We start from the raw sequence: 19,473 nt of genomic DNA on the forward strand, positions 1-19,473 counted from the left end.
TCTATAATTTATAATCTAAAATTGCTTACGATGGATCTACCAAGAATAATGGTTGGTCGTACTCAACTGGAGTCGCGTCATCAACTAAAATCTTAACGATTTTTCCGCTAACTTCGGCTTCGATTTGGTTGAATAACTTCATTGCTTCGATAACACAAACAACTTTGTCAGAAGTAATGCTATCACCAACGTTAACGAATACGTCTTTGTCAGGTGATGGTTTTCTGTAGAAAGTACCAATCATTGGTGACTTAATAGTGATAAATTTGCTATCGTCAGCTGAGGCAGCTTCTGGAGCAGAACTCGGCGCTGGAGCAGAAGCTACAGGTTGAGGTGCCGCAACTGGTGCCTGGTAAGCAACTGGTTGAGATACATAGCTAACTGGTTCTCCACCTAGTGGCGTTTTGATTAAAATTTCGAAGTCCTTGTTTTTATATTTTACTTCAGATACACCTGCTTTAGCAACAAATCTAATAAGATTTTGAATGTCTTTAATATCCATATTGTAGGTAAATTATTTTAGAAAGTCAAAGATAATAAAAAACCACTCGATTTAGAGCAAATTGAGTGGTTTTTTATGTCGTGAATAAGATATTTTATGCTAAATATCTTAGTTTTCTTCAGTAGTTTCTACTGTTTTTTCCAATACTACTTTTCCTCTGTAGTATAGTTTTCCTTCGTGCCAATGTGCTCTGTGGAAAAGGTGTAATTCTCCAGTTGTAGCGTCTTTAGCTAATTGAGGAGCAACAGCTTTGTAATGTGTTCTTCTTTTATCTCTTCTTGTAGACGATTGTCTTCTCTTAGGATGTGCCATTACTAGTGATTTTTTTTAAATTCTATTATGAATTATTGTTATACTTAATTATTATTTTTCAATTTTTTGAGAGCTGCCCAGCGAGGGTCAATCTCGTCTTCTTGCTCTTCTTCCTTTATTTTGGGACTGTATTTTTCTAAAAGTTGATGATAATCGTCTTCATCTTTTAGATTGGGAGAAAGTTTTTTCATTGGGACGCTTAACATAACACCTTCGTAGACTAGCTGTGCAATGTTAAAATCGCTGTCGCTGTGTAGTATTGTGATAACTTCCTCGTTACTGTCATCATATTCTTCTCCTTGTTTTACAAGAATCTTCATGTCATGTTTAATTGGATGATCGAATTCTTCGTTGCTAATGTCGCAAACCAATTCAATTTTTCCACTTATGTCAAACCAAAACTCTAGAAAAGTAGTGTGTTTGTCTAGCAAAACATCCACTTGTATTCTTGGTTTTTTAAATTCTTGTTCTATCCCGAACAAATCAAAGAACGCCTGATCGATTTCAAATCTAAACTCATGCTTACCTGTCTTTAGACCTGTAAATGCAATGTTATAATTTTTAAATTTGTCCATAAAATTCGGTTTGCAAAAATAACTTTATTTTTTGAAATAACAAAATAATTTTAAATCAAAGTTTTAAGAATCTATTTTGTTCTTAATTAACTTCTTCTGGTAAGTCTTCGTCATAGTTGTCTTTTGCGTTAACAACACGAGGGCGAAGCTTGCCTTTTTGAAGTTCAATATATTCCATTCTGTTGCGATAGATATCAATCGCAGCAAAAATAGCTTCACTAAAACTTTGTTCGTTAGCAAGATTTTTTCCCGCAATATCATAAGCAACACCATGATCTGGTGACGTTCTGATAAGTGGTAAGCCGGCAGTATAATTAACACCTTCTTCGTAAGCAATCGTTTTGAAAGGCGCTAAACCTTGGTCATGATACATTGCTAAAACCGCATCAAATTTTCTATATTTTTCAGGTTGGAAGAAGCTGTCCGCTGGATAAGGTCCAAAAGCTAAAATCCCTCTATTAAAAAGTTCTTCAATCGCTGGTTGGATGATTTCAATTTCTTCTTTGCCGATAACGCCGCCGTCGCCAGCATGAGGATTTAATCCTAAAACTGCAATTTTTGGTCTTTCGATGCAGAAATCTTCAATTAGAGTTTTGTTAAGCTGTTGAACTTGTTTAACGATTTTTTCTTTAGAAATGTTTTCAGCAACATCTTTTAAAGGAATATGATGCGTTGATACAGCAACTTTTAGGTCGTTTGTAATTAAAAACATAACACCTTTGCGACCTGCTTTTTCTTCGAAATAACCTGTGTGACCAGCATGTTGGAAACCATATTTCAACATTTCGTCTTTGTTAATTGGTGCGGTAACCAAAACGTCGATTTCTCTATTTAGCAAAGCTTCTGTTGCAGCTTCTAAAGATGAAATTGCAAAAAGTGTCGATTCTTCCGTTGGAACACCGAATTCTACATTCGAGTTGTCTTTAGAAAGATTTAACATGTTAATTTTACCATGCGTCGCCTCTCTCACATTTTGTATGTAATTGAAATTGAGGTGCTGAAGCTTGAAAAAATTCTTCTGGTAACTAAATAATTTACCAGAACCAAAAATAATTGGCGTGAAGAAATCAGTAATCGCTTTATCTTTTAAAGACTTCATAATGATTTCTGGACCAATACCATTGAAATCACCTATCGAAATGCCTACTCTTACTTTATGATGCTTCGCACTCATTTTATTATCTTTGAATATTAATTGAAACTACAAATTTACAATTTTTGAAATTAAGCTTTGTAGTTATTATTGAAGATTTATTCTAAGTTTAAAATCCTTAAAGAGAAAATAAAATGTTTACAGGTATTGTTGAGGCAACAGGAAAAGTGCAAAATGTCGAAAAAAATGGAACGAATGTTGATTTCACGCTCGAGTGTAATTTTGCTAACGAGTTAAAAGTCGATCAAAGTCTAGCGCATAACGGCTGTTGTCTTACCGTTGTTGAGATTAATGCGCCGCAATATAAAGTAACTGCAATTGATGAGACTTTAGAAAAGACAAATCTCGGAAATTGGTCTGTTGGTACAGAAGTTAACCTTGAGCGTTGTCTGAAATTTGAAGGTCGATTAGATGGGCATTTGGTGCAAGGTCATGTTGATAAAACTGGAAAAGTTGCGAAAATCGAAGATATGGACGGCAGTTTTTATGTGACGATTTCTTATGATGAGGAGATTAATTACACAACGGTACCGCAAGGCTCTATTACTGTTAATGGTATTAGCTTGACTGTGGCGGATAGTCAACCGAATCAGTTTTCGGTGGCAATAATCCCTTATACTTGGGAGTTTACAAATATGAAACATATTAATGTCGGCGATGTTGTCAATTTAGAATTTGATATCATTGGGAAATATATTTCGAAATTGATGCAAAAACAGAATGTCATTAAGTAATTATAAAGGTTATAGTCTGCGTAACAGGATTTTTGTCGGATTTTTAATTGTCTGCCTTTTGAGTACAATCGGCTCTGCGGTGTTGTCGTATGTCGTGCTTCGCGATAATGCGATGACGCAAAGTAAGGTAGATAAGCAGAGCAAATCCGAGGCGTTGATGTCGTCTTTAGATTACGCGCTCAGTCATACCGAGGTTTTCGAAAAAGATTTACCTGAAGTTTTAGGGAACAAAATTTATGAAATAGCCGATATCAACAAGCATGATATTATTGTTTACGATCTGAAAGGTGATTATCTTCTGTCTAATAAAGATCCGAAACTCATAACCCAAAAACATATACCGACTGACATTTTAGATAAACTAAGAAAAGACGGTTTGCAGTATGATAAAACGGAATATGATCCAAAATTAAAAGCAGATGTAACTTCGTCATACATGGTTCTTAAAAACAATATGTTAGCAAATATTGGTTACGTTTATTTTCCATTGTATCATAACGAAGACGTTTATCTACAAGTTTTTAACCGTTATCTGGGATTAATTATTCTTATTAATATTCTTATTCTTTTGGTTGGAGTTTGGATTAGTTGGGTGACTTCCAATAATTTAACAAAAAAAATTACGCGTTTTTCAAGTATTATTAATTCAATTAATTTGTTTGATGATAATATTCGGCCGATTCGATATTATCAAAATGATGAGCTTAACGGTTTGGTTAAAGCCTACAATAAATTGATTTCGGAAATCCAAGATCAAAGAGAAAAACTACGATATAAAGCTTCAGAAGAAGCTTGGCGCGAAATGGCAAAGCAGGTAGCACACGAGGTTAAAAACCCATTAACACCTATGAAGTTGACGATTCAGAATTTCGAAAGACGTTTTGATCCTGAAGACCCAGAAGTGACAAATAAGGTTAAAAAAATGTCTAAAGTTATCGTTGAGCAAATCGATCTTATTTCTGAAGTGGCGTCTGCTTTCTCCGAATTTGCAAAATTACCGCAGCGTAATGATGTTATTTTTGATGTTGTTGAAGAGACGAAAAGTGTTGCAAATGTATTTGGAGCCAACAATATTTATATTCACTCAAACAAGGATGTTATTAACGTCAATATGGATAAAATCTATTTGACGAGAATTTTAACTAATTTAATTTCTAATTCCATTCAGGCGCAAGATTCGAGTCGACCAATGTTGATAAATGTTGACATCGAAAACATTCAGAAAAAACTAAGAATAAGCGTTGAAGATAATGGTTTCGGGATTCCAGATGAAAAATTAATGAAGATTTTTGAACCAAATTTCACAACCAAAAGCTCAGGAATGGGACTTGGTTTAACAATGGTCAGAAAGATGATTGAAGATTACGGTGGCGAGATTTCTGTAAAGTCCGAAGTCGGAAAAGGCACGATTTTTACTATTATGTTGCCAACAAATATGTAATGTATGATGAAGGTTTTTAGATTCCAACAATTTGATATCATTCAGGATGAAGCGGTTTTTAGAGTTGGTACAGATGCTGTGTTGTTGGGTGCTTTAGCGAATCCAAAAGATGCTAAAACGGCTTTGGAAGTTGGTACAGGGACTGGCGTTATCTCTTTGATGTTGGCGCAACGTTTTCCAGAACTTCATGTTTTAGCTTTAGATATTAACGAAAAAGCGGTAGAAATTGCACAAGCTAATTTTAATGCTTCGCCTTTTTCAAATCGATTGAAGTCGCAACGAGCGGATTTCAAAAATTTTGATGTTGCTGAAAAAGTTGATTTTGTATTTTCTAATCCACCTTATTTTGAAGCTAATGATTCCTGTAAAGATGTCTTAGCTCGACAAAAAATTGAGTTGGGTTTTGGAGATTTAATTAAAACATCAAATGCTATTTTATCCGAATTTGGTGTTTTGGCGGTGATTATCCCTGCTCGAGAAGAAAATGACTTAATTGCCCTCTGCGAAAAGGAAAATTTACATCTTAAACGAAAAGTTTCGATAAGAGGAATTGAGGGTGGGGAAGTGCGACGTGTGATTTTATCTTTTTCTAAATCGGAGGTCGATCGTTGTATTGTAGAAGAATTTGTTGTTGAAAAATCACCTCGTCAATATTCTGATCAATATCTAGAGTATACCAAAGATTTCCATCTTTTCAAAGCATAAAAAAAGCACCAAACGGTGCTTTTTTAGTTTTATAATAGTTGATTTTACTCAAATAATTCTGCGGTGTCCAGTACACTAACTTGTCCATTTTCGCAACGGATTGCTTCTCCCGGAAAATTCTGAATCATGTGATAATCATGCGTTGCCATTACTACCGCGCAATTATTTTCTGTGGCCACGTTTTTAAGCAAAGTCATAATGTCGTTCGAAGTTTCAGGGTCTAGATTACCTGTTGGCTCATCCGCAAGGATTAATTCTGGATGATTTAGCAAAGCTCTTGCAATCGCCACACGTTGTTGCTCGCCACCAGAAAGTTGGTGTGGCATTTTGTGTTTTTTTGTTTTCATACCAACGCTCGCAAGGACTTCGTTGATGCGATCTTCCATTTTTATCTTGTCTGACCATCCTGTCGCTTGTAGTACAAACAAGAGGTTTTTTTCAATATTTCTATCGGTCAAAAGTTGAAAATCTTGAAATACAATTCCTAGTTTTCTTCTAAGGTTAGGGATGTCGGACTGGCGAAGTTTTGCTAAGTCAAATCCTGCAACTTCTCCTTTTCCGCCTTGTAGTGGGAGATGGCCGTAAAGTACTTTTAATAAAGAACTTTTTCCAGCACCAGTTTTTCCGATAAGGTAACAGAATTTTCCTTTTTGGATATGGAGATTAACGTTGTTAAGAACCGTAAAGTTCTTTTGTACAATTTTAGCATTGTCAAGATTGATAATGTTTTCTCCGCTTTCGTGTCTGTGTGGCATAGTTAAAAATCTTGTGGATTAAGTTTTCGACAGCAGTCGAATATTATCTCAAAAATAAGGAAAACTTTTAGGATAGACTTAATTTTTATCATTTTTTAACAACAAAAAATGCTTGAAAGACATTACTCTCAAGCATGATTTGTATGTAATAATTTAAGAATTATCTCTTAGCGCGTGCAGCACTTACAGTTAAACTCTTTCTGCCTTTTGCTCTTCTAGCTGCTAATACTCTTCTACCGTTAGGTGTAGACATTCTTTCTCTGAAACCGTGTTTGTTTCTTCTCTTTCTTTCCGATGGTTGGAATGTTCTTTTACTCATCACTAATATATTTAGTTCGTAATTATCTTTTGATTTTCAGATTGCAAATATAAGACTTTTATTTGTTGTCGCAAATCATTTTTGAAAATTATTTTAAAAATTTATTAGCATAATTTCTTTAACTAAGTTCTAGACGCTTTTTCTAAATTGTTTACTTTTGAAAACTGTAAGTATTATTATAAAAATGGCAGTTCTGTATTCCATATTCATAGAGGTTTTTATTATCGTTTTTAAGCTGTTTGCAATGTTTAATGCAAAAGCTAGAAAAGGTTTGCTTGGTCGAAATACCGCGATTGACTCTGTGCAAAGTCAATTAAATGGCAAGTCGGTCATTTGGATGCATGCTGCAAGTTTGGGCGAGTATGAGCAAGGTTTACCAGTTTTGGAACAATTGAAAACGGAGTTTCCAGATTCTAAAATTCTTATCAGTTTTTTCTCACCTTCGGGCTATGAAAATGTAATTAAAAAAGAGAATATCGCAGATCTTATTATTTATCTCCCGTTTGATAGAAAATCAACGATGCAAAAGTTGGTTAATGCGATGGATGTTAAGATTTTCTTTACTGTTAAATATGATTATTGGTATCATTTACTTCGAGCTTTAAAATCAAAAAATACCAAAATATTTGTTGTTTCGGCTTTGTTTTATGAAGGCCAAGTTTTTTTCAAAATGTATGGCGGTTGGTTTTCAAAACAGTTGAAGACTTGTCTAGATTGGGCGTTTCATCAGACTGTTGGGAGTTCTGCTTTGGCGAAAAGTGTTGGGATAAATCAATCTTCTGTAACTGGCGATACGCGATTTGATCGTGTTAAGCAACTTAAAAATCGAGATAATCACGTACCTTTTATTTCTGAATATGTTTTTAATAGAAGAAGTATTGTGCTGGGAAGTTCTTGGGATGCCGAGGAAAAAGCAGCGCAAGTTTTACATAAAAAACTTCCTAAAACCAAGTTGATTATTGCGCCGCATGATTTGAAGCGTGTTCCACATCTCAGATTACTATTTCCTCAAGCTTTATTGTATAGCGAAATTAACGAAAGGACTGATCTAGAAAGCAATGTTTTAGTTATTGACAGTATTGGTTTGTTGTCAAAATTATATTCTTATGCGACTTTAGCAGTTGTTGGTGGCGGTTTTCACAGTGCGGGACTTCATAATATTTTGGAAGCTGCGGCGTTCGGAATTCCTGTGTTTTTTGGAGATCAATACAAAAAGAATCCAGAAGCTGATGCTTTAATAAAGATGAATGGCGGTAAAAATTTTTCTGACGAATTTGCGATGGCAGGTTATATCGAAGAATTGATTAAAAGCGCAAATCGTACACCAATTGATGAAGTATCGACTTTAAAAGAAATGTCCGAAAATGCAAAGTTCTTTGTCGAATCTCAGCCATATGCGACTAAGAAAATTCTTGCTAAAATTTTAAGTTTCTTTCCCGAAAAGACAGTTGTTTAATTTTAATTAAATAGCTTTGAATACTTCATAAAGCCGTTTAATGCCCAGTTCGCGGTGTAATACAAAGATTTAATCGTAGAATATTTCATGTGATCTTTGTAAACCAAATATTGGTCTTTGATGATGTTTTTTTTGTTTCGAGAAACGCTACTTTGGTGCATTCTGTATTTTGCCATGGTTTTCGGAAGTGGCTTTCCTTCGGGGATTTTTTTTAAAAGATTGAGCCACATCACATGATCTTCACGTTTGCTACCTTCGGGAAAATATTCTTTACCAACACGCGCAGAATCGTACATGGACGATAAAAGAGACAATCGACAGGTTTTCAAAAGATTGTTAAATGTCACCACTTTATCTGCTTTGAAGTCTTCAATCTGAGGAGTTAAATCTTCATTGCAACGTGCATAATTAGAATAAGCGATTTCGGCTTTTTCTTTTTTCATGAAGTTGACCATTTCTTCAAGAAAGTTGGGTTCCCAAAAGTCATCGGCATCAAGAAATGTGATAAAACGTCCAGAAGCTTTCTCGAGGGATAAATTACGGGCATGACCTGCGCCGCCATTTTTCTCAGCTTTTATTAAAATGATGCGCGAATCTTTGTGCTGTTCGATGATTTCGGTGGTTTTGTCCGAAGATTTATCGTCCGTGATAATCCATTCCCAATCCGTCAAAGTCTGTGATAAAACCGAACTAATCGTTTCCTGAATATATTTTTCAGTATTGTAACTCGGCGTAATAATCGAAACTTCTGGCATTTTGTGTTTTTTGCAAATTTAACAATACTACAACAAAAAGAGCCTTTCGGCTCTTAATTTATTCTTGTATTTTAGCTTTCCAAGTTATTCCGCTGATGTCGGTTAAGGCGATTTCGTGGACAATTTGATCGATTTCGAAATTTAAATTTGCTTTTGCGCCCAAAGGTAGAAGTAGGCTGTGTTTGTGAGGTTTGATTTTCGCAACATAATAATTTTTAATTTGTTGTTTGTTAAACTTGCTCAAATCTTCCATGCCTAGACTTTTGACGTTGTTTCCATTTTGATCCAAAAAATCAATTCCTATTAAAAAAGAACCATAGACATCGGCACCTTCAAATCTCATCACATCGAAGCTAACTTGGTTTTTATCTTGTTTAAGATTTGTGATTTCCAATTTTGGCTTGACCGATTTGTTGTGAAGATCGCCATAGACGCCACCGTGGAAAACTTGATTAGTATAAAGTGTCAATCCAAATATTAAAAAACTGATGACTAAAAAAGGCGTGTAGAATTTTAGATTGAGCTTTTCATTAAATTGAGTCTCGTTTAAAACAAAATTCTTTGAAAGTCCATCAATCGAAATTTTGCCGCCACCCAAGTGGAAAAGTGTGAATCCTCCTGCAATTCCCAAAACGCCAATTTGCCATTCGTCGAGGCAAGTTGTACCAATCCAGCCAGAGCCAAGGAGAATTCCTAAAGCTAACGACATAACGATAAGACTGTTGATTCGGGTTTTGTAACCTATCATTAAAAATAAGCCGACAAATCCCTCAACAATCGTGAAAATCCACATTTTTGTCAGTAGAATTTCGGGATTGCTTACGAGGTATTCTATTAAAGGTTTTATAAAAAGTGCATTCGGAAGAAAATGATTAAATTTTTCACCGATATAGCCAGGAACTTCTGGATCGAGTTTGTTTTCTAAAATTAATCGCCTCCAAAAAGCGGAAAAATATGTCCAGCCAATTACAAGGCGGAGCGCTAATCCTGCATTAGGAAAAGCATTGATGATTTCTTTGTTCATTATTGCAATGTTTGATTTTAAATAAATTTTTGGTCTAAAAGTCTATCTAAATAATTTGCAATTTTGAGTTGAGAATAGAGTAGGAAGAGTCGCTCTTGGACGCGCTCGTGAATAACAAAAGCTGTTTTTTCTTTAGTTTTAAAAATGAAATGTTCAATGTTTTTGAAATTGAAAAAATCATTTGCTAAAGCTTGATCAAGAACAAATTTGACTTTTGTTTTAGTTTTTAAATTTTGGGTGTCACAAGTTGACTTATCCGAAAAATTACTTTTGTTGGGAGAGGTTTTTTCAAAACTAAATTCCTTTTGTGACGTCATTTGGAAAAGACTTGCCTTCATGCTACAGGGCGAAAACAAAATCCCGATCACAAAAATTATTTGTAAAAACACTCGCATGTGGGCAAAAATAGCCTTTTAAAATACCAAAACAAAGTTTTTAAGTTTTCTTAATACTTTATTTGCAGTTAAATATGTGTTAAAATGCTTATCTTTGGAAGTCTTTTTGGAAGCCAAAACGAAAGTGTTTTCCAAAATCTTATCTACAATTTTTGATTTTACCAGAAAAATTATTTTTAAAACTTCTATTGTTTAAAATTTTATATCTTTGCAATGTCGTTTTTAAAGATGTTAATATTTGGGTTTTCCAAGATTGATAGAATTATTAACTACAAAATAATATTTTAACAGTGTTTTACGATCACCAACAGATTGAAAAGAAGTGGCAGAAGTATTGGGAAGAAAACCAAACTTACAAAACATCGGACGCTACTTCTAAGCCGAAATTTTATGTATTAGATATGTTCCCTTATCCATCGGGCGCTGGACTCCACGTGGGACATCCGCTCGGATATATTGCGTCGGATATCTATGCAAGATACAAAAGACATCAAGGCTACAATGTGCTACATCCTGTTGGTTACGATAGTTTTGGTTTGCCAGCAGAGCAATATGCGATCCAAACTGGACAGCATCCTGCGGTAACGACAGAGCAAAATATCAATCGTTACGAAGAGCAACTAAAGAAAATTGGTTTTTCTTTCGATTGGAGTCGCGAGATTCGTACATCTGATGCTTCTTATTATAAATGGACGCAATGGATTTTTATTCAGTTGTTTCATTCTTGGTATAATAAGGATACGGACAAAGCAGAATCGATTGATACGTTGATTAAACATTTTGAAGCAAAAGGTACAGAGGGTCTTAATGCCAAGCAAAATGATGAATTAAACTTTACTGCAGAAGAATGGAAAGCAGCTTCGGAAGAAGATAAGCAAGATCTTTTATTAAATTATCGTTTGGCCTTCCGTGCGGAGACTACTGTCAACTGGTGTCCAGCTTTAGGAACGGTTTTAGCGAACGATGAAGTTATTGCAGGTAAATCTGAGCGCGGTGGTTTTCCTGTGTATCAAAAGAAAATGATGCAATGGAGTATGCGTATTTCGGCATATTCTGAAAGATTATTGCAAGGTCTTTGTACTTTGGATTGGCCGCAACCGCTTAAAGATTCTCAAGAATATTGGATCGGGAAATCTCAAGGTGCGAAAGTTAGATTTTTAGTTGAGGGTTCTCAGTTGACAGTTGTTGGTGTTCAGGAAAATTCTGATAACCAACAACCGACAACGGATAAGGTAATTGAAGTTTTCACAACGCGTCCTGATACTATTTTTGGATCGACATTTATGGTGTTGGCGCCAGAAAATCCTTTGGTAGAAACTATTACAACAGAAGCTCAAAAAGCAGAAGTTGAAAATTATATTGCCGAAACTTCTAAGAAAACGGAGCGCGATCGTATGGCTGATGTTAAGTCGGTTTCGGGTGCTTTCACAGGAAGTTATGCCATTAATCCTTTTACAGGAAAGAAGATGCCGATTTATATTTCGGATTATGTGTTGATGGGTTACGGAACAGGCGCAGTTATGGCGGTTCCAGCGCATGATGAACGCGATCACAGATTTGCAAAGAAATTCGGTTTAGAAATTATCGAAGTTGTTGAAGGTGGCGAAAATGTTCAGGAAGAAGCTTTTGCTTCAAAAGATGGAAAATGCATTAACTCTGATTTCTTAAATGGTTTAAATTACGAAGAAGCGAAATCTAAAATCATTGAAGAAATTGTAAAACGAAATATCGGCGAGGCTACAATTAATTATAAACAACGTGATGCGATTTTTTCTCGTCAGCGTTATTGGGGCGAGCCAGTTCCTGTTTATTTTAAAAATGATTTGCCCTACACATTGCCGGTTTCTGCTTTGCCATTGGCTTTGCCAGAAGTTGAAAAATATTTGCCAACAGAAGATGGTGATCCACCTTTAGGGAATGCTAAAGACTTTGCTTGGGACGAAGCGAATCGAAAAGTGGTTGCAACGGATTTAATAGATAATGTAACGGTATTTCCATTAGAATTGTCAACGATGCCAGGTTGGGCAGGTAGCTCTTGGTATTTCTTAAGATATATGGATCCGCACGATGATGAGGTATTCTGCAAAAAAGAATTGTCGGATTATTGGGGACAAGTTGATTTGTATATTGGTGGAAGTGAGCACGCAACTGGACATTTGTTATATTCTCGTTTTTGGAATATGTTCTTAAAAGATAGAGGTTATATCGAACAAAACGAACCTTTCCAAAAGTTGATTAACCAAGGAATGATTTTGGGAATGTCTGCTTTTGTGTATAGAGTTGATGGAACAAATCAATTTGTTTCTAAAGCTTTGATTGGTGATTATAAAACGCAAAAGATTCACGTTGATGTTTCTTTATTAAAAGGAGGTAGCGACGAATTAGACACTGAAGCGTTTAAGAAGTGGCGACCAGAATTTGCTGATGCTGAATTTATTTTAGAAGACGGAAAATACATTACAGAACGCGAGGTTGAGAAAATGTCAAAATCGAAGTTTAATGTGGTAAATCCTGATGATATTAGTGAAGAATTTGGAGCAGATTGCCTTCGTCTATACGAAATGTTTTTAGGACCGTTGGAGCAATCAAAACCTTGGAACACGCAGGGACTTAGTGGTGTTTATGGCTTTTTGAAGAAATTCTGGAACTTGTATTTCGATGGTGATACTTTCGTGGTGAGCGATGAAGAGCCAACAAAAGCGGAATATAAAGTTTTGCATACTTTAATAAAGAAAGTCGTTTACGATGTTGAGAATTTCTCGTTTAATACATCTGTGTCATCTTTTATGATTGCGGTTAACGAATTGCAAAAATTAAAATGTAACAAAAGAGCGATTCTTGAACCTTTAGCTGTCATTATTTCACCTTATGCACCGCATATTTGTGAAGAATTATGGAGTTTGTTAGGCCATCACGAAAGTGTGGAATATGTTAAATTCCCTGAATTAAATGAAACTTATTTGGTTGAAGATGAAATTGAATATCCAGTTAGCTTTAACGGGAAAATGAAATTCAAATTACCACTTTCTGTCACTTTGACAGCTGGCGAAATTGAAGCAATAATATTAAAAGATGAGCGCGTGCTTAACTTTTTGGGAGGTCAAATTCCAAAAAAAATGATAATTGTGCCTAAGAAAATCATAAATATTGTACTTTAGTGCCGTTTTTAAATATAAATTAAGCGAGTGTTTAAAACGAAATACTATTTAAAATTTCAAAAAAATACAGGCTTATTTTAGACTTTATTAAAACGAATAAAAGTACAGAAGTAAAAATGATGCAATATTTTTTGAAATAAATATCAATATAATAATTATTTATCTAAAGCGCTAATATAAATTAGAAGTTAAATATATACTAAGTGTTGCATTTTTAATTTATTTGCCTTTATTTTACAACCTAGAAAATTTAACAATTATAATTTAGTTTAATATGGAAATGAATGTTTCGAACACAGACGAGCAAGTAGTTGCTAGAAAAAAGGGAGGCCTTAATCCGGCTATAATTTTACCAATTCTTTACTTAGTTGCATTAGCAATCTATCTATTTGTACTAGGTAATCCGTCTAACTTTGCTGCTAACCCAAAAGTAACGGGAGCATCAGTAGCTTTAGCAGATGTAGAATCTAAAGAATTACACCCAGAAGGATTTATGGGTATTATCTACATGGGAGGTCCAGTAGTACACATCCTTATCCTTTTCATGCTTACAGTAGTTGTGTTCTCGATTGAGCGTTTCTTAGTACTAGGGAAAGCTGCAGGTAACGGTAACTTAGATAACTTCGTAATGAAAGTTAGAAGCTTACTTAACCAAAACAAGATTGATGAAGCAATGGAAGAGTGTGACAGACAAAAAGGATCTGTTGGTAACGTAGTTAAAGAAGGTCTTACGACTTACAAAGCTTTAGCTAAAGACAACACACTTAACAAAGAGCAAAAAATGATCGCTCTTAACAAGTCAATCGAAGAAGCTACAACTCTTGAGATGCCAATGTTAGAGAAAAACATGAACATTCTTTCTACATTAGGTACAGTTGCAACCCTTATTGCGCTTTTAGGTACGGTAATCGGTATGATTAAAGCGTTCCACGCTTTAGGATCTGGAGGTGGTACTCCTGATGCTGCTGCATTATCAATCGGTATTTCTGAAGCACTTATTAATACGGCTTTAGGTATTGGTACATCAGCTATCGCGATTATTTTCTACAACTTCTTTACTTCTAAAATTGATGGTTTAACTTATAAGATTGACGAAATCTCTATGAGTATCCAACAATCTTTTGCTGAGTTCAACTAAGAACAAACTCAGTTAGATATAATTGCTAGCACGCAATTTGTAATTCAAGAAGTTAGTTAAAGAAATAATAATAAAATGGCGAAAATTAAACCAAAAAGACATGGAGTAGTAACCGACATGACAGCGATGTGTGATGTTGCGTTCTTACTACTTACATTCTTTATCTTGACCACACAGTTTAAGAAACCAGATGTGGAACAAATCAAACCGCCATCATCAATATCAGAAAAATTGTTACCTGATGCGAGTCTTATGACCATCAACGTAACACCAGAAGGTAAATTCTATTTTACTCCAGTTGATAACGGTGCAGAAAGAGTACAGTTATTAGAAAAAATGGGTGCTAAATACGGAATGACTTTCAACGATAAAGAAAAGGTGGCATTTGCGAAAGTGCAAACAATCGGTGTTCCGATGAATCAGCTAAAAGGTTATCTAGGTCTTTCAGAAGATCAATTAAAAACCTTTAAAGCTAAAGAAGGAGTGCCTTTGGATAGCGTTAATAAGCAAGTTATTGATTGGGTACAACAAAGTTTGGCAGTTAACCCTAGCTACAAGTTAGCTATTAAAGGTGATGTGTCAACAAAGTATCCAAAAGTAAAAGACTTATTTGAAGGCTTAAGAGATATAGATTTTCTTAAGTTTTGGTTAATAACATCTCAAGAAGGGAAATAATAAATAGAAATGGCAGAAGTACAAGTAAAAGACAGTGGCGCCAAAGGCGGCAAGGTACGCTCGAAAAAGCAGAATACCAGAGTCGATATGACGCCGATGGTAGACTTAGGGTTTCTATTGATTACCTTCTTCATGTTTACCACTACTTTCAGTAAACCGAACGTGATGGATCTTGGTCTTCCGGCAAAACCGAAAGATGAGACTCAAAAACCGCCAGATACTGAAATTAAATTGAGCAATTCAATCTCAATTATTATTGGGAAAGATAATAGAGTTTTCTATCACCAACAAGATCAAGCTGGTCTTAATGACCAAACCTTGATAGAGACGAAGTATGATAGAGAAGGGATTACTAAAGTAATCGAGCAAGCAAAAGCGAGAGCGGCAGATCAGAACATGTTTACTGTGATTATTAAGCCGACTGATGATGCAGTGTACAAAAATTTTGTAGATATTCTTGACGAAATGGCTATTACTAAAAATGAAAGATATGGGGTTACCGATATCAAACCTTGGGAATTGGCTGTTTATAAAAAGAAAGTTGGAGAATAATCTCCGTGCTACAATTAATTCTTAAATATTAAGAAAATGTCAGAGAATTCAAATTACAATCCAGAAAATCTATCATTAGATGAGATTGTATTTCAGAATAGAAATAAAGAGTATGGCGCATACGATCTAAGAACGGAGTATCCTAAGTTATTGACGAAGTCATTTATTTTTGGTACAATTTTCTTCCTAGTTGCAGTTATATCTCCGTTTGTATATCTGAAGATTAAACAAATGAACGCTGCTGATAAAACTGAAGTTGATGCAAATCTTATTGAGATTTTACCAGAGCAGCCAGTTTTAGAACAGCCTAAAGAAGAGGAACCACCTCCACCACCTCCACCAAAGCAGGAGCCGGAGAAAATTGAAGTAATTCAAAATGTTGTTCCTGAACCTAAAAGAGAGCCAAAGGTAGAAACACCTCCACCACCGATTACAAAACAGTTAGAAACAACTACTGGTCTTGTTAATCAAGAAGGTGTTAAGAAGCCAGACTTTACGCCACCGCCACCTCCACCTGGACCAGGTAAAGTGACAACTGCTGAAGTTAAAGCTCCTGTTAATACTAACGAGGTATATGCTGAAGTAGACCAGTCTGCTGAGTATCCTGGTGGTCTTGGAAGTTTCCGTAAATATGTTGGTGAGAATATCGATTCTTCTAATATGGAAGGTGAAGGACAATTAACAGTTAAGTTAAGATTCATCGTGGAAAGAGATGGTTCGGTTTCCGATGTTAAGGTTATGCAAAAGTCAGGAAATTCTGAATTTGACTCTGAAGCAGTTAGTGTTGTTAAGAGACAGAAGAAATGGAAGCCTGCTAAGCTTAACGGTGAAAGCGTGAGATCATATTTCTCAATTCCAATTACAATGCAATTTCAATAATTAGCATTTATTAACATAAGAAAGAGAAGCTTCGGCTTCTCTTTTTTTTGTATCTTTGTTACTATGATGTTTAATTGGTTATCGGTAATCACGGGTTTTTTTTATGCCGTTCTAGGTATCGTGGTTATTATTTATAAATTTTTTGTAGTTCAGCTTGAACCAAATATTGCTTATCCATTAGGTACTATTTTAATTGGTTATGGGATTTTTCGTGTTTTTCGCGCTATTAGAAAAATAAGAGATAGTCGTTATGAAGAATAGTATTTTAGTAGTATTCGCTATTTTCTTTTTAATTTCATGTAATAAATCTAAAACTGAGGCTTTGGATACACCTAACCAAGGTACTATAACATTGGAAGCGGATGAATCTTTTAGAAGCGTTACAGAAGCTTTAACAGAGCGTTACATGGCTCTCAATCCCAGTACGAAGATTAACGTAGTATATACCAAAGAAGATATTGGCTTGCTAGATCTTTTAGATAGAAAAACGCGTGTCATTGTAATGTCTCGAAACTTGACAAAGTCGGAAAAGGATGCTTATGATAAAAAAATAAATCTGCCTTGGCAACCTGCAAAATTTGCTGCTGATGCCTTAGTTTTTGTTGTTTCTAAAGAAAATTCTACCATTAAAGAATTAAGTGTAGATGAAATTAAAAAGAGAATTTCTTCTGATGAAAAAAGTCTGATCTTTGATGGAGCTAACTCAAGTAATATTAATTTTATTGCTCAGCAGTTTAATGTAAAAGCTTCAGCTCTTAAATATTCAATTATTAAAGGTAATGAGAATATTGTCAAAGAGTTAGAGAAGTATCCGAACAAAATTGGAGTTATTAGCCTTAATACGATTTCGCGTCCATATGGAGATGAAGCTATTATGCTAAGAGATAAAATCAATGTCTTGCCAATTGTTGATAAAGGCAAATCTTATACACCAACAGTTGATAATCTACAAGATATGCAATATCCTTTTACAAGAGTTTTGTATTTTCTAACCAATGAGGCGTATTATGGCCTTGGTAATGGTTTTATTAGATTTGCATGTACACAACTTGGACAGATCGTTGTGGAGAAAGAAGGGCTTCAACCTTACAATCTATATCGCCGTGAAGTTCAGATGCGATAACATGTTAACAAAATTTACGATTTTGAAATAAAATTTGGAATGAATCTTGTGTTTCAATCCATATTCAATATTTAAATAAACTAAAATAAAATTATAATGAATTATTCCAAGAAAATTGTTTTGACTGCGGCTGTTGGGTTTTTCTCTCAGTTTGCATTTGCTCAATCTGTGCAAGAAGGTATCATCTATGTTGACAGTCACAAATATGCAAAAGCAAGACAAAATTTTAATGATTTAATTACAAAAGATCCATCAGCTAATAACTATTTTTATCTGGGGAATACATATTTAACTCAGTTCGAGCCTAATTTTGACAAGGCTAAAGAATATTTTGATCAAGGTTTAGCAAAAGATCCTAAAAGTGCTCTTAACAAAGTAGGTTTAGCTTCTATCAAAATTGGGAAAGGCGATAAGTCTGGAGAAAACGATCTTCGTCAAATTGTTAAAGATACTAAAGAGAAAGATGCAGAAGTACTTTATCGTGCTGCTGAAGCTTTAACGATTTATGAAAAAACTACGAATCCTGATTTAGCAATTGAGTTCCTTAACAAAGCTATCGAAAGATCTCAAAAAGCGGGTGTACCAGCAAATTATTACTATGCGTTAGGAGATGCTTATAGACTTAAGTCTACGAACGACCCTAAGTTAGCTGGTAGTGCTCTTTCTGCTTACGAAAATGCGCTTCCTGTTGCAAAAAGTAAAGCCTCTGTCTATACAAGAATTGCAACATTATGGATGGCAGCTCAACAATGGCAAAAAGCAAAAGAAAATTTAGATAAAGCAGTTGCTGTTGATCCTTCTTATGCACCTGCGTATAAAGCTTTGGCTGGTTTCAATATGAAATATCAACGTAATGCTGAAGCGACGCAAGATTTGGTTAAATATTCTCAGTATGCGGATGAAGATCCTTCAACTCAGTTAGAGATTGCTAAATTATATTTCATCAATGATGATTATGCGAATGCGAAAACGACTTTAGATAAGATTTTTGATAAAGTTGAAGATCCGATTAAATATAAACTTCGTGCTTATATACAGTACGGTTCTGGAGATTATACAAGTGCAAAAGAGAATTTAGATAAATTTGTTAGCTCTGTTGATAAAGCTAGAGTTCAGGCTGCGGATCAAGGTCTTGCAGGTTTGATTGCTGCTGGTTTGGCTAAAAATGAAAAAGATCCTGCTAAAAAAGCAGAATTAGAAACTCAAGTTCAGTCTAAAATTGCAATTGCGAAAGCTGCAAAAGATGAAACAATGAAGTGGGACGAAGAGTTAGCTAAAATCAAAGGTGGATTTAATGCTGCTTCTGCTGATCAAGGGCCAACTAACCCACAGATTGAAGGACTTAAGAAGAAAGTAGCTGCTAACCCAGAAGATACTACATCTATGGCTTATTTAGCACAAGCTTACCAAGAAGCTAAAAACTGGAATGGCGCTGTGTTAACATGGCAAAAATTAACAAGTTTGCTTCCTGATTGGGCGCCAGCTTACAACTCTTTGGCTTATGCTTATCAACAAAGCGGTAATACAGACTTAGCAAATGGATCTTATCAAAAATACATCGATTTGATTACAAAAAATCCTGCTGAAGTTGAAGCTAATAAAGAATCTCTTTCTTACGCATATTTTGCGATAGCTTATGCTAACAAAGATGGAGACAAGGCAAAAGCTAAAGAATATGCTGATAAGGCGGTTGCGCTTAACCCAACATATCAAGATGCAGTTAATCTTGTTAAATATTTAAGTAAATAAGATATTAATCGTAAAAAATCCCGTGGTGAAAACTACGGGATTTTTTTGTTTTCATAAATTTGTAAAAAATTAA

At 34.9% G+C, this 19,473-nt stretch carries 20 protein-coding genes; 11 read left to right on the top strand and 9 right to left on the bottom strand.

Features of this window, described 5'->3' with window-relative positions; translation table 11 throughout:
- Positions 1-25: 25 nt before the first annotated feature.
- The 4 genes from accB to pdxA all read right to left on the bottom strand — a co-directional run bounded on the left by accB (position 26) and on the right by pdxA (position 2,563).
- Positions 26-502 (bottom strand): acetyl-CoA carboxylase biotin carboxyl carrier protein, encoded by a 477-nt coding sequence (accB, locus tag AC23MB_RS11315; RefSeq protein WP_312322571.1) that lies wholly within the window; start codon positions 500-502, stop codon positions 26-28.
- A 108-nt stretch (positions 503-610) separates the two neighbouring features.
- Positions 611-814: a 50S ribosomal protein L32 gene (gene rpmF, locus AC23MB_RS11320; RefSeq protein WP_079667367.1), complete on the bottom strand. Its 204-nt coding sequence runs from the start codon at positions 812-814 to the stop codon at positions 611-613.
- Between the two features lie 44 nt (positions 815-858).
- Positions 859-1,389 carry a YceD family protein gene (locus tag AC23MB_RS11325; protein ID WP_313216762.1) on the bottom strand — a complete coding sequence of 177 codons (531 nt, stop codon included), beginning with the start codon at positions 1,387-1,389 and terminating at the stop codon, positions 859-861.
- An 82-nt stretch (positions 1,390-1,471) separates the two neighbouring features.
- Positions 1,472-2,563 (bottom strand): 4-hydroxythreonine-4-phosphate dehydrogenase PdxA, encoded by a 1,092-nt coding sequence (gene pdxA, locus AC23MB_RS11330; RefSeq protein ID WP_374329123.1) that lies wholly within the window; start codon positions 2,561-2,563, stop codon positions 1,472-1,474.
- 113 nt (positions 2,564-2,676) lie between these two features.
- Between pdxA and AC23MB_RS11335 the strand changes: the two genes are divergently transcribed.
- Genes AC23MB_RS11335 through AC23MB_RS11345 form a run of 3 tightly spaced genes read left to right on the top strand, consistent with a single transcriptional unit; the run spans position 2,677 to position 5,422 of the window.
- A complete protein-coding gene (locus AC23MB_RS11335) occupies positions 2,677-3,276 on the top strand; it encodes a riboflavin synthase (RefSeq protein ID WP_312322576.1) in 600 nt (199 codons plus the stop codon).
- Positions 3,263-4,717 (top strand): sensor histidine kinase, encoded by a 1,455-nt coding sequence (locus AC23MB_RS11340; protein WP_374329124.1) that lies wholly within the window; start codon positions 3,263-3,265, stop codon positions 4,715-4,717. The genes AC23MB_RS11335 and AC23MB_RS11340 overlap by 14 nt, the downstream gene beginning before the upstream one ends.
- 3 nt (positions 4,718-4,720) lie before the next feature.
- Positions 4,721-5,422: a tRNA1(Val) (adenine(37)-N6)-methyltransferase gene (locus tag AC23MB_RS11345; RefSeq protein WP_487787298.1), complete on the top strand. Its 702-nt coding sequence runs from the start codon at positions 4,721-4,723 to the stop codon at positions 5,420-5,422.
- A gap of 44 nt (positions 5,423-5,466) precedes the next feature.
- Here the strand turns inward: AC23MB_RS11345 and AC23MB_RS11350 are convergent, their stop codons facing one another.
- Both AC23MB_RS11350 and rpmH read right to left on the bottom strand, forming a co-directional pair.
- On the bottom strand, positions 5,467-6,177 hold the full coding sequence (locus AC23MB_RS11350; RefSeq protein WP_300673644.1) for a cell division ATP-binding protein FtsE: 711 nt from the start codon (positions 6,175-6,177) through the stop codon (positions 5,467-5,469).
- Between the two features lie 160 nt (positions 6,178-6,337).
- A complete protein-coding gene (rpmH, locus tag AC23MB_RS11355; RefSeq protein WP_039365072.1) occupies positions 6,338-6,496 on the bottom strand; it encodes a 50S ribosomal protein L34 in 159 nt (52 codons plus the stop codon).
- A gap of 184 nt (positions 6,497-6,680) precedes the next feature.
- Here rpmH and AC23MB_RS11360 point away from each other — a divergent pair, with 184 nt between their 5' ends.
- Complete coding sequence (locus AC23MB_RS11360; RefSeq protein WP_487787299.1) at positions 6,681-7,952, top strand: 3-deoxy-D-manno-octulosonic acid transferase; 1,272 nt, start codon at positions 6,681-6,683, stop codon at positions 7,950-7,952.
- Positions 7,953-7,954: 2 nt separating this feature from the next.
- On the opposite strand, the gene AC23MB_RS11365 is transcribed toward AC23MB_RS11360, so the two are convergent.
- From AC23MB_RS11365 to AC23MB_RS11375, 3 genes are read right to left on the bottom strand one after another with little or no spacing between them, the layout of a single operon-like run.
- Positions 7,955-8,707 carry a glycosyltransferase family 2 protein gene (locus AC23MB_RS11365; RefSeq protein ID WP_313029942.1) on the bottom strand — a complete coding sequence of 251 codons (753 nt, stop codon included), beginning with the start codon at positions 8,705-8,707 and terminating at the stop codon, positions 7,955-7,957.
- Positions 8,708-8,765: 58 nt separating this feature from the next.
- Complete coding sequence (locus AC23MB_RS11370; RefSeq protein ID WP_487787300.1) at positions 8,766-9,731, bottom strand: TQO small subunit DoxD; 966 nt, start codon at positions 9,729-9,731, stop codon at positions 8,766-8,768.
- 17 nt (positions 9,732-9,748) lie between these two features.
- Complete coding sequence (locus AC23MB_RS11375; protein ID WP_487787301.1) at positions 9,749-10,048, bottom strand: hypothetical protein; 300 nt, start codon at positions 10,046-10,048, stop codon at positions 9,749-9,751.
- Positions 10,049-10,416: 368 nt separating this feature from the next.
- Between AC23MB_RS11375 and leuS the strand changes: the two genes are divergently transcribed.
- The 7 genes from leuS (at position 10,417) to AC23MB_RS11410 (ending at position 19,400) form a co-directional block, all read left to right on the top strand.
- Positions 10,417-13,284, top strand: coding sequence for a leucine--tRNA ligase (leuS, locus tag AC23MB_RS11380; RefSeq protein WP_487787302.1), 2,868 nt, complete (start codon positions 10,417-10,419; stop codon positions 13,282-13,284).
- A gap of 274 nt (positions 13,285-13,558) precedes the next feature.
- Positions 13,559-14,422 carry a MotA/TolQ/ExbB proton channel family protein gene (locus AC23MB_RS11385; protein WP_312322945.1) on the top strand — a complete coding sequence of 288 codons (864 nt, stop codon included), beginning with the start codon at positions 13,559-13,561 and terminating at the stop codon, positions 14,420-14,422.
- A 75-nt stretch (positions 14,423-14,497) separates the two neighbouring features.
- A complete protein-coding gene (locus AC23MB_RS11390) occupies positions 14,498-15,097 on the top strand; it encodes an ExbD/TolR family protein (RefSeq protein WP_312322946.1) in 600 nt (199 codons plus the stop codon).
- 9 nt (positions 15,098-15,106) lie between these two features.
- Positions 15,107-15,649 (top strand): ExbD/TolR family protein, encoded by a 543-nt coding sequence (locus tag AC23MB_RS11395; RefSeq protein ID WP_312322947.1) that lies wholly within the window; start codon positions 15,107-15,109, stop codon positions 15,647-15,649.
- A 36-nt stretch (positions 15,650-15,685) separates the two neighbouring features.
- Positions 15,686-16,528: an energy transducer TonB gene (locus tag AC23MB_RS11400; protein ID WP_312322948.1), complete on the top strand. Its 843-nt coding sequence runs from the start codon at positions 15,686-15,688 to the stop codon at positions 16,526-16,528.
- 250 nt (positions 16,529-16,778) lie between these two features.
- Positions 16,779-17,651 carry a PstS family phosphate ABC transporter substrate-binding protein gene (locus AC23MB_RS11405; RefSeq protein ID WP_313029923.1) on the top strand — a complete coding sequence of 291 codons (873 nt, stop codon included), beginning with the start codon at positions 16,779-16,781 and terminating at the stop codon, positions 17,649-17,651.
- A gap of 96 nt (positions 17,652-17,747) precedes the next feature.
- The gene (locus AC23MB_RS11410) at positions 17,748-19,400 is read left to right on the top strand and encodes a tetratricopeptide repeat protein (protein ID WP_312324435.1); all 1,653 of its coding nucleotides are present in this window, start codon (positions 17,748-17,750) and stop codon (positions 19,398-19,400) included.
- Positions 19,401-19,473 lie beyond the last annotated feature (73 nt).

The organism is Soonwooa sp. T0.1_25 (assembly GCF_057652215.1).

What these genes read in the sequence shown, in the direction of transcription:
- AC23MB_RS11370 (WP_487787300.1), bottom strand. Translation starts at nt 9,731, where the DNA reads ATGAACAAAGAAATCATCAATGCTTTTCCTAATGCAGGATTAGCGCTC.
- AC23MB_RS11400 (WP_312322948.1), top strand. Translation starts at nt 15,686, where the DNA reads ATGTCAGAGAATTCAAATTACAATCCAGAAAATCTATCATTAGATGAG.
- AC23MB_RS11335 (WP_312322576.1), top strand. Translation starts at nt 2,677, where the DNA reads ATGTTTACAGGTATTGTTGAGGCAACAGGAAAAGTGCAAAATGTCGAA.
- rpmF (WP_079667367.1), bottom strand. Translation starts at nt 814, where the DNA reads ATGGCACATCCTAAGAGAAGACAATCGTCTACAAGAAGAGATAAAAGA.
- AC23MB_RS11360 (WP_487787299.1), top strand. Translation starts at nt 6,681, where the DNA reads ATGGCAGTTCTGTATTCCATATTCATAGAGGTTTTTATTATCGTTTTT.
- accB (WP_312322571.1), bottom strand. Translation starts at nt 502, where the DNA reads ATGGATATTAAAGACATTCAAAATCTTATTAGATTTGTTGCTAAAGCA.
- AC23MB_RS11410 (WP_312324435.1), top strand. Translation starts at nt 17,748, where the DNA reads ATGAATTATTCCAAGAAAATTGTTTTGACTGCGGCTGTTGGGTTTTTC.
- AC23MB_RS11375 (WP_487787301.1), bottom strand. Translation starts at nt 10,048, where the DNA reads ATGACGTCACAAAAGGAATTTAGTTTTGAAAAAACCTCTCCCAACAAA.
- pdxA (WP_374329123.1), bottom strand. Translation starts at nt 2,563, where the DNA reads ATGAGTGCGAAGCATCATAAAGTAAGAGTAGGCATTTCGATAGGTGAT.
- AC23MB_RS11405 (WP_313029923.1), top strand. Translation starts at nt 16,779, where the DNA reads ATGAAGAATAGTATTTTAGTAGTATTCGCTATTTTCTTTTTAATTTCA.
- AC23MB_RS11345 (WP_487787298.1), top strand. Translation starts at nt 4,721, where the DNA reads ATGATGAAGGTTTTTAGATTCCAACAATTTGATATCATTCAGGATGAA.
- AC23MB_RS11385 (WP_312322945.1), top strand. Translation starts at nt 13,559, where the DNA reads ATGGAAATGAATGTTTCGAACACAGACGAGCAAGTAGTTGCTAGAAAA.
- AC23MB_RS11340 (WP_374329124.1), top strand. Translation starts at nt 3,263, where the DNA reads ATGTCATTAAGTAATTATAAAGGTTATAGTCTGCGTAACAGGATTTTT.
- rpmH (WP_039365072.1), bottom strand. Translation starts at nt 6,496, where the DNA reads ATGAGTAAAAGAACATTCCAACCATCGGAAAGAAAGAGAAGAAACAAA.
- AC23MB_RS11350 (WP_300673644.1), bottom strand. Translation starts at nt 6,177, where the DNA reads ATGCCACACAGACACGAAAGCGGAGAAAACATTATCAATCTTGACAAT.
- AC23MB_RS11365 (WP_313029942.1), bottom strand. Translation starts at nt 8,707, where the DNA reads ATGCCAGAAGTTTCGATTATTACGCCGAGTTACAATACTGAAAAATAT.
- AC23MB_RS11390 (WP_312322946.1), top strand. Translation starts at nt 14,498, where the DNA reads ATGGCGAAAATTAAACCAAAAAGACATGGAGTAGTAACCGACATGACA.
- AC23MB_RS11325 (WP_313216762.1), bottom strand. Translation starts at nt 1,389, where the DNA reads ATGGACAAATTTAAAAATTATAACATTGCATTTACAGGTCTAAAGACA.
- AC23MB_RS11395 (WP_312322947.1), top strand. Translation starts at nt 15,107, where the DNA reads ATGGCAGAAGTACAAGTAAAAGACAGTGGCGCCAAAGGCGGCAAGGTA.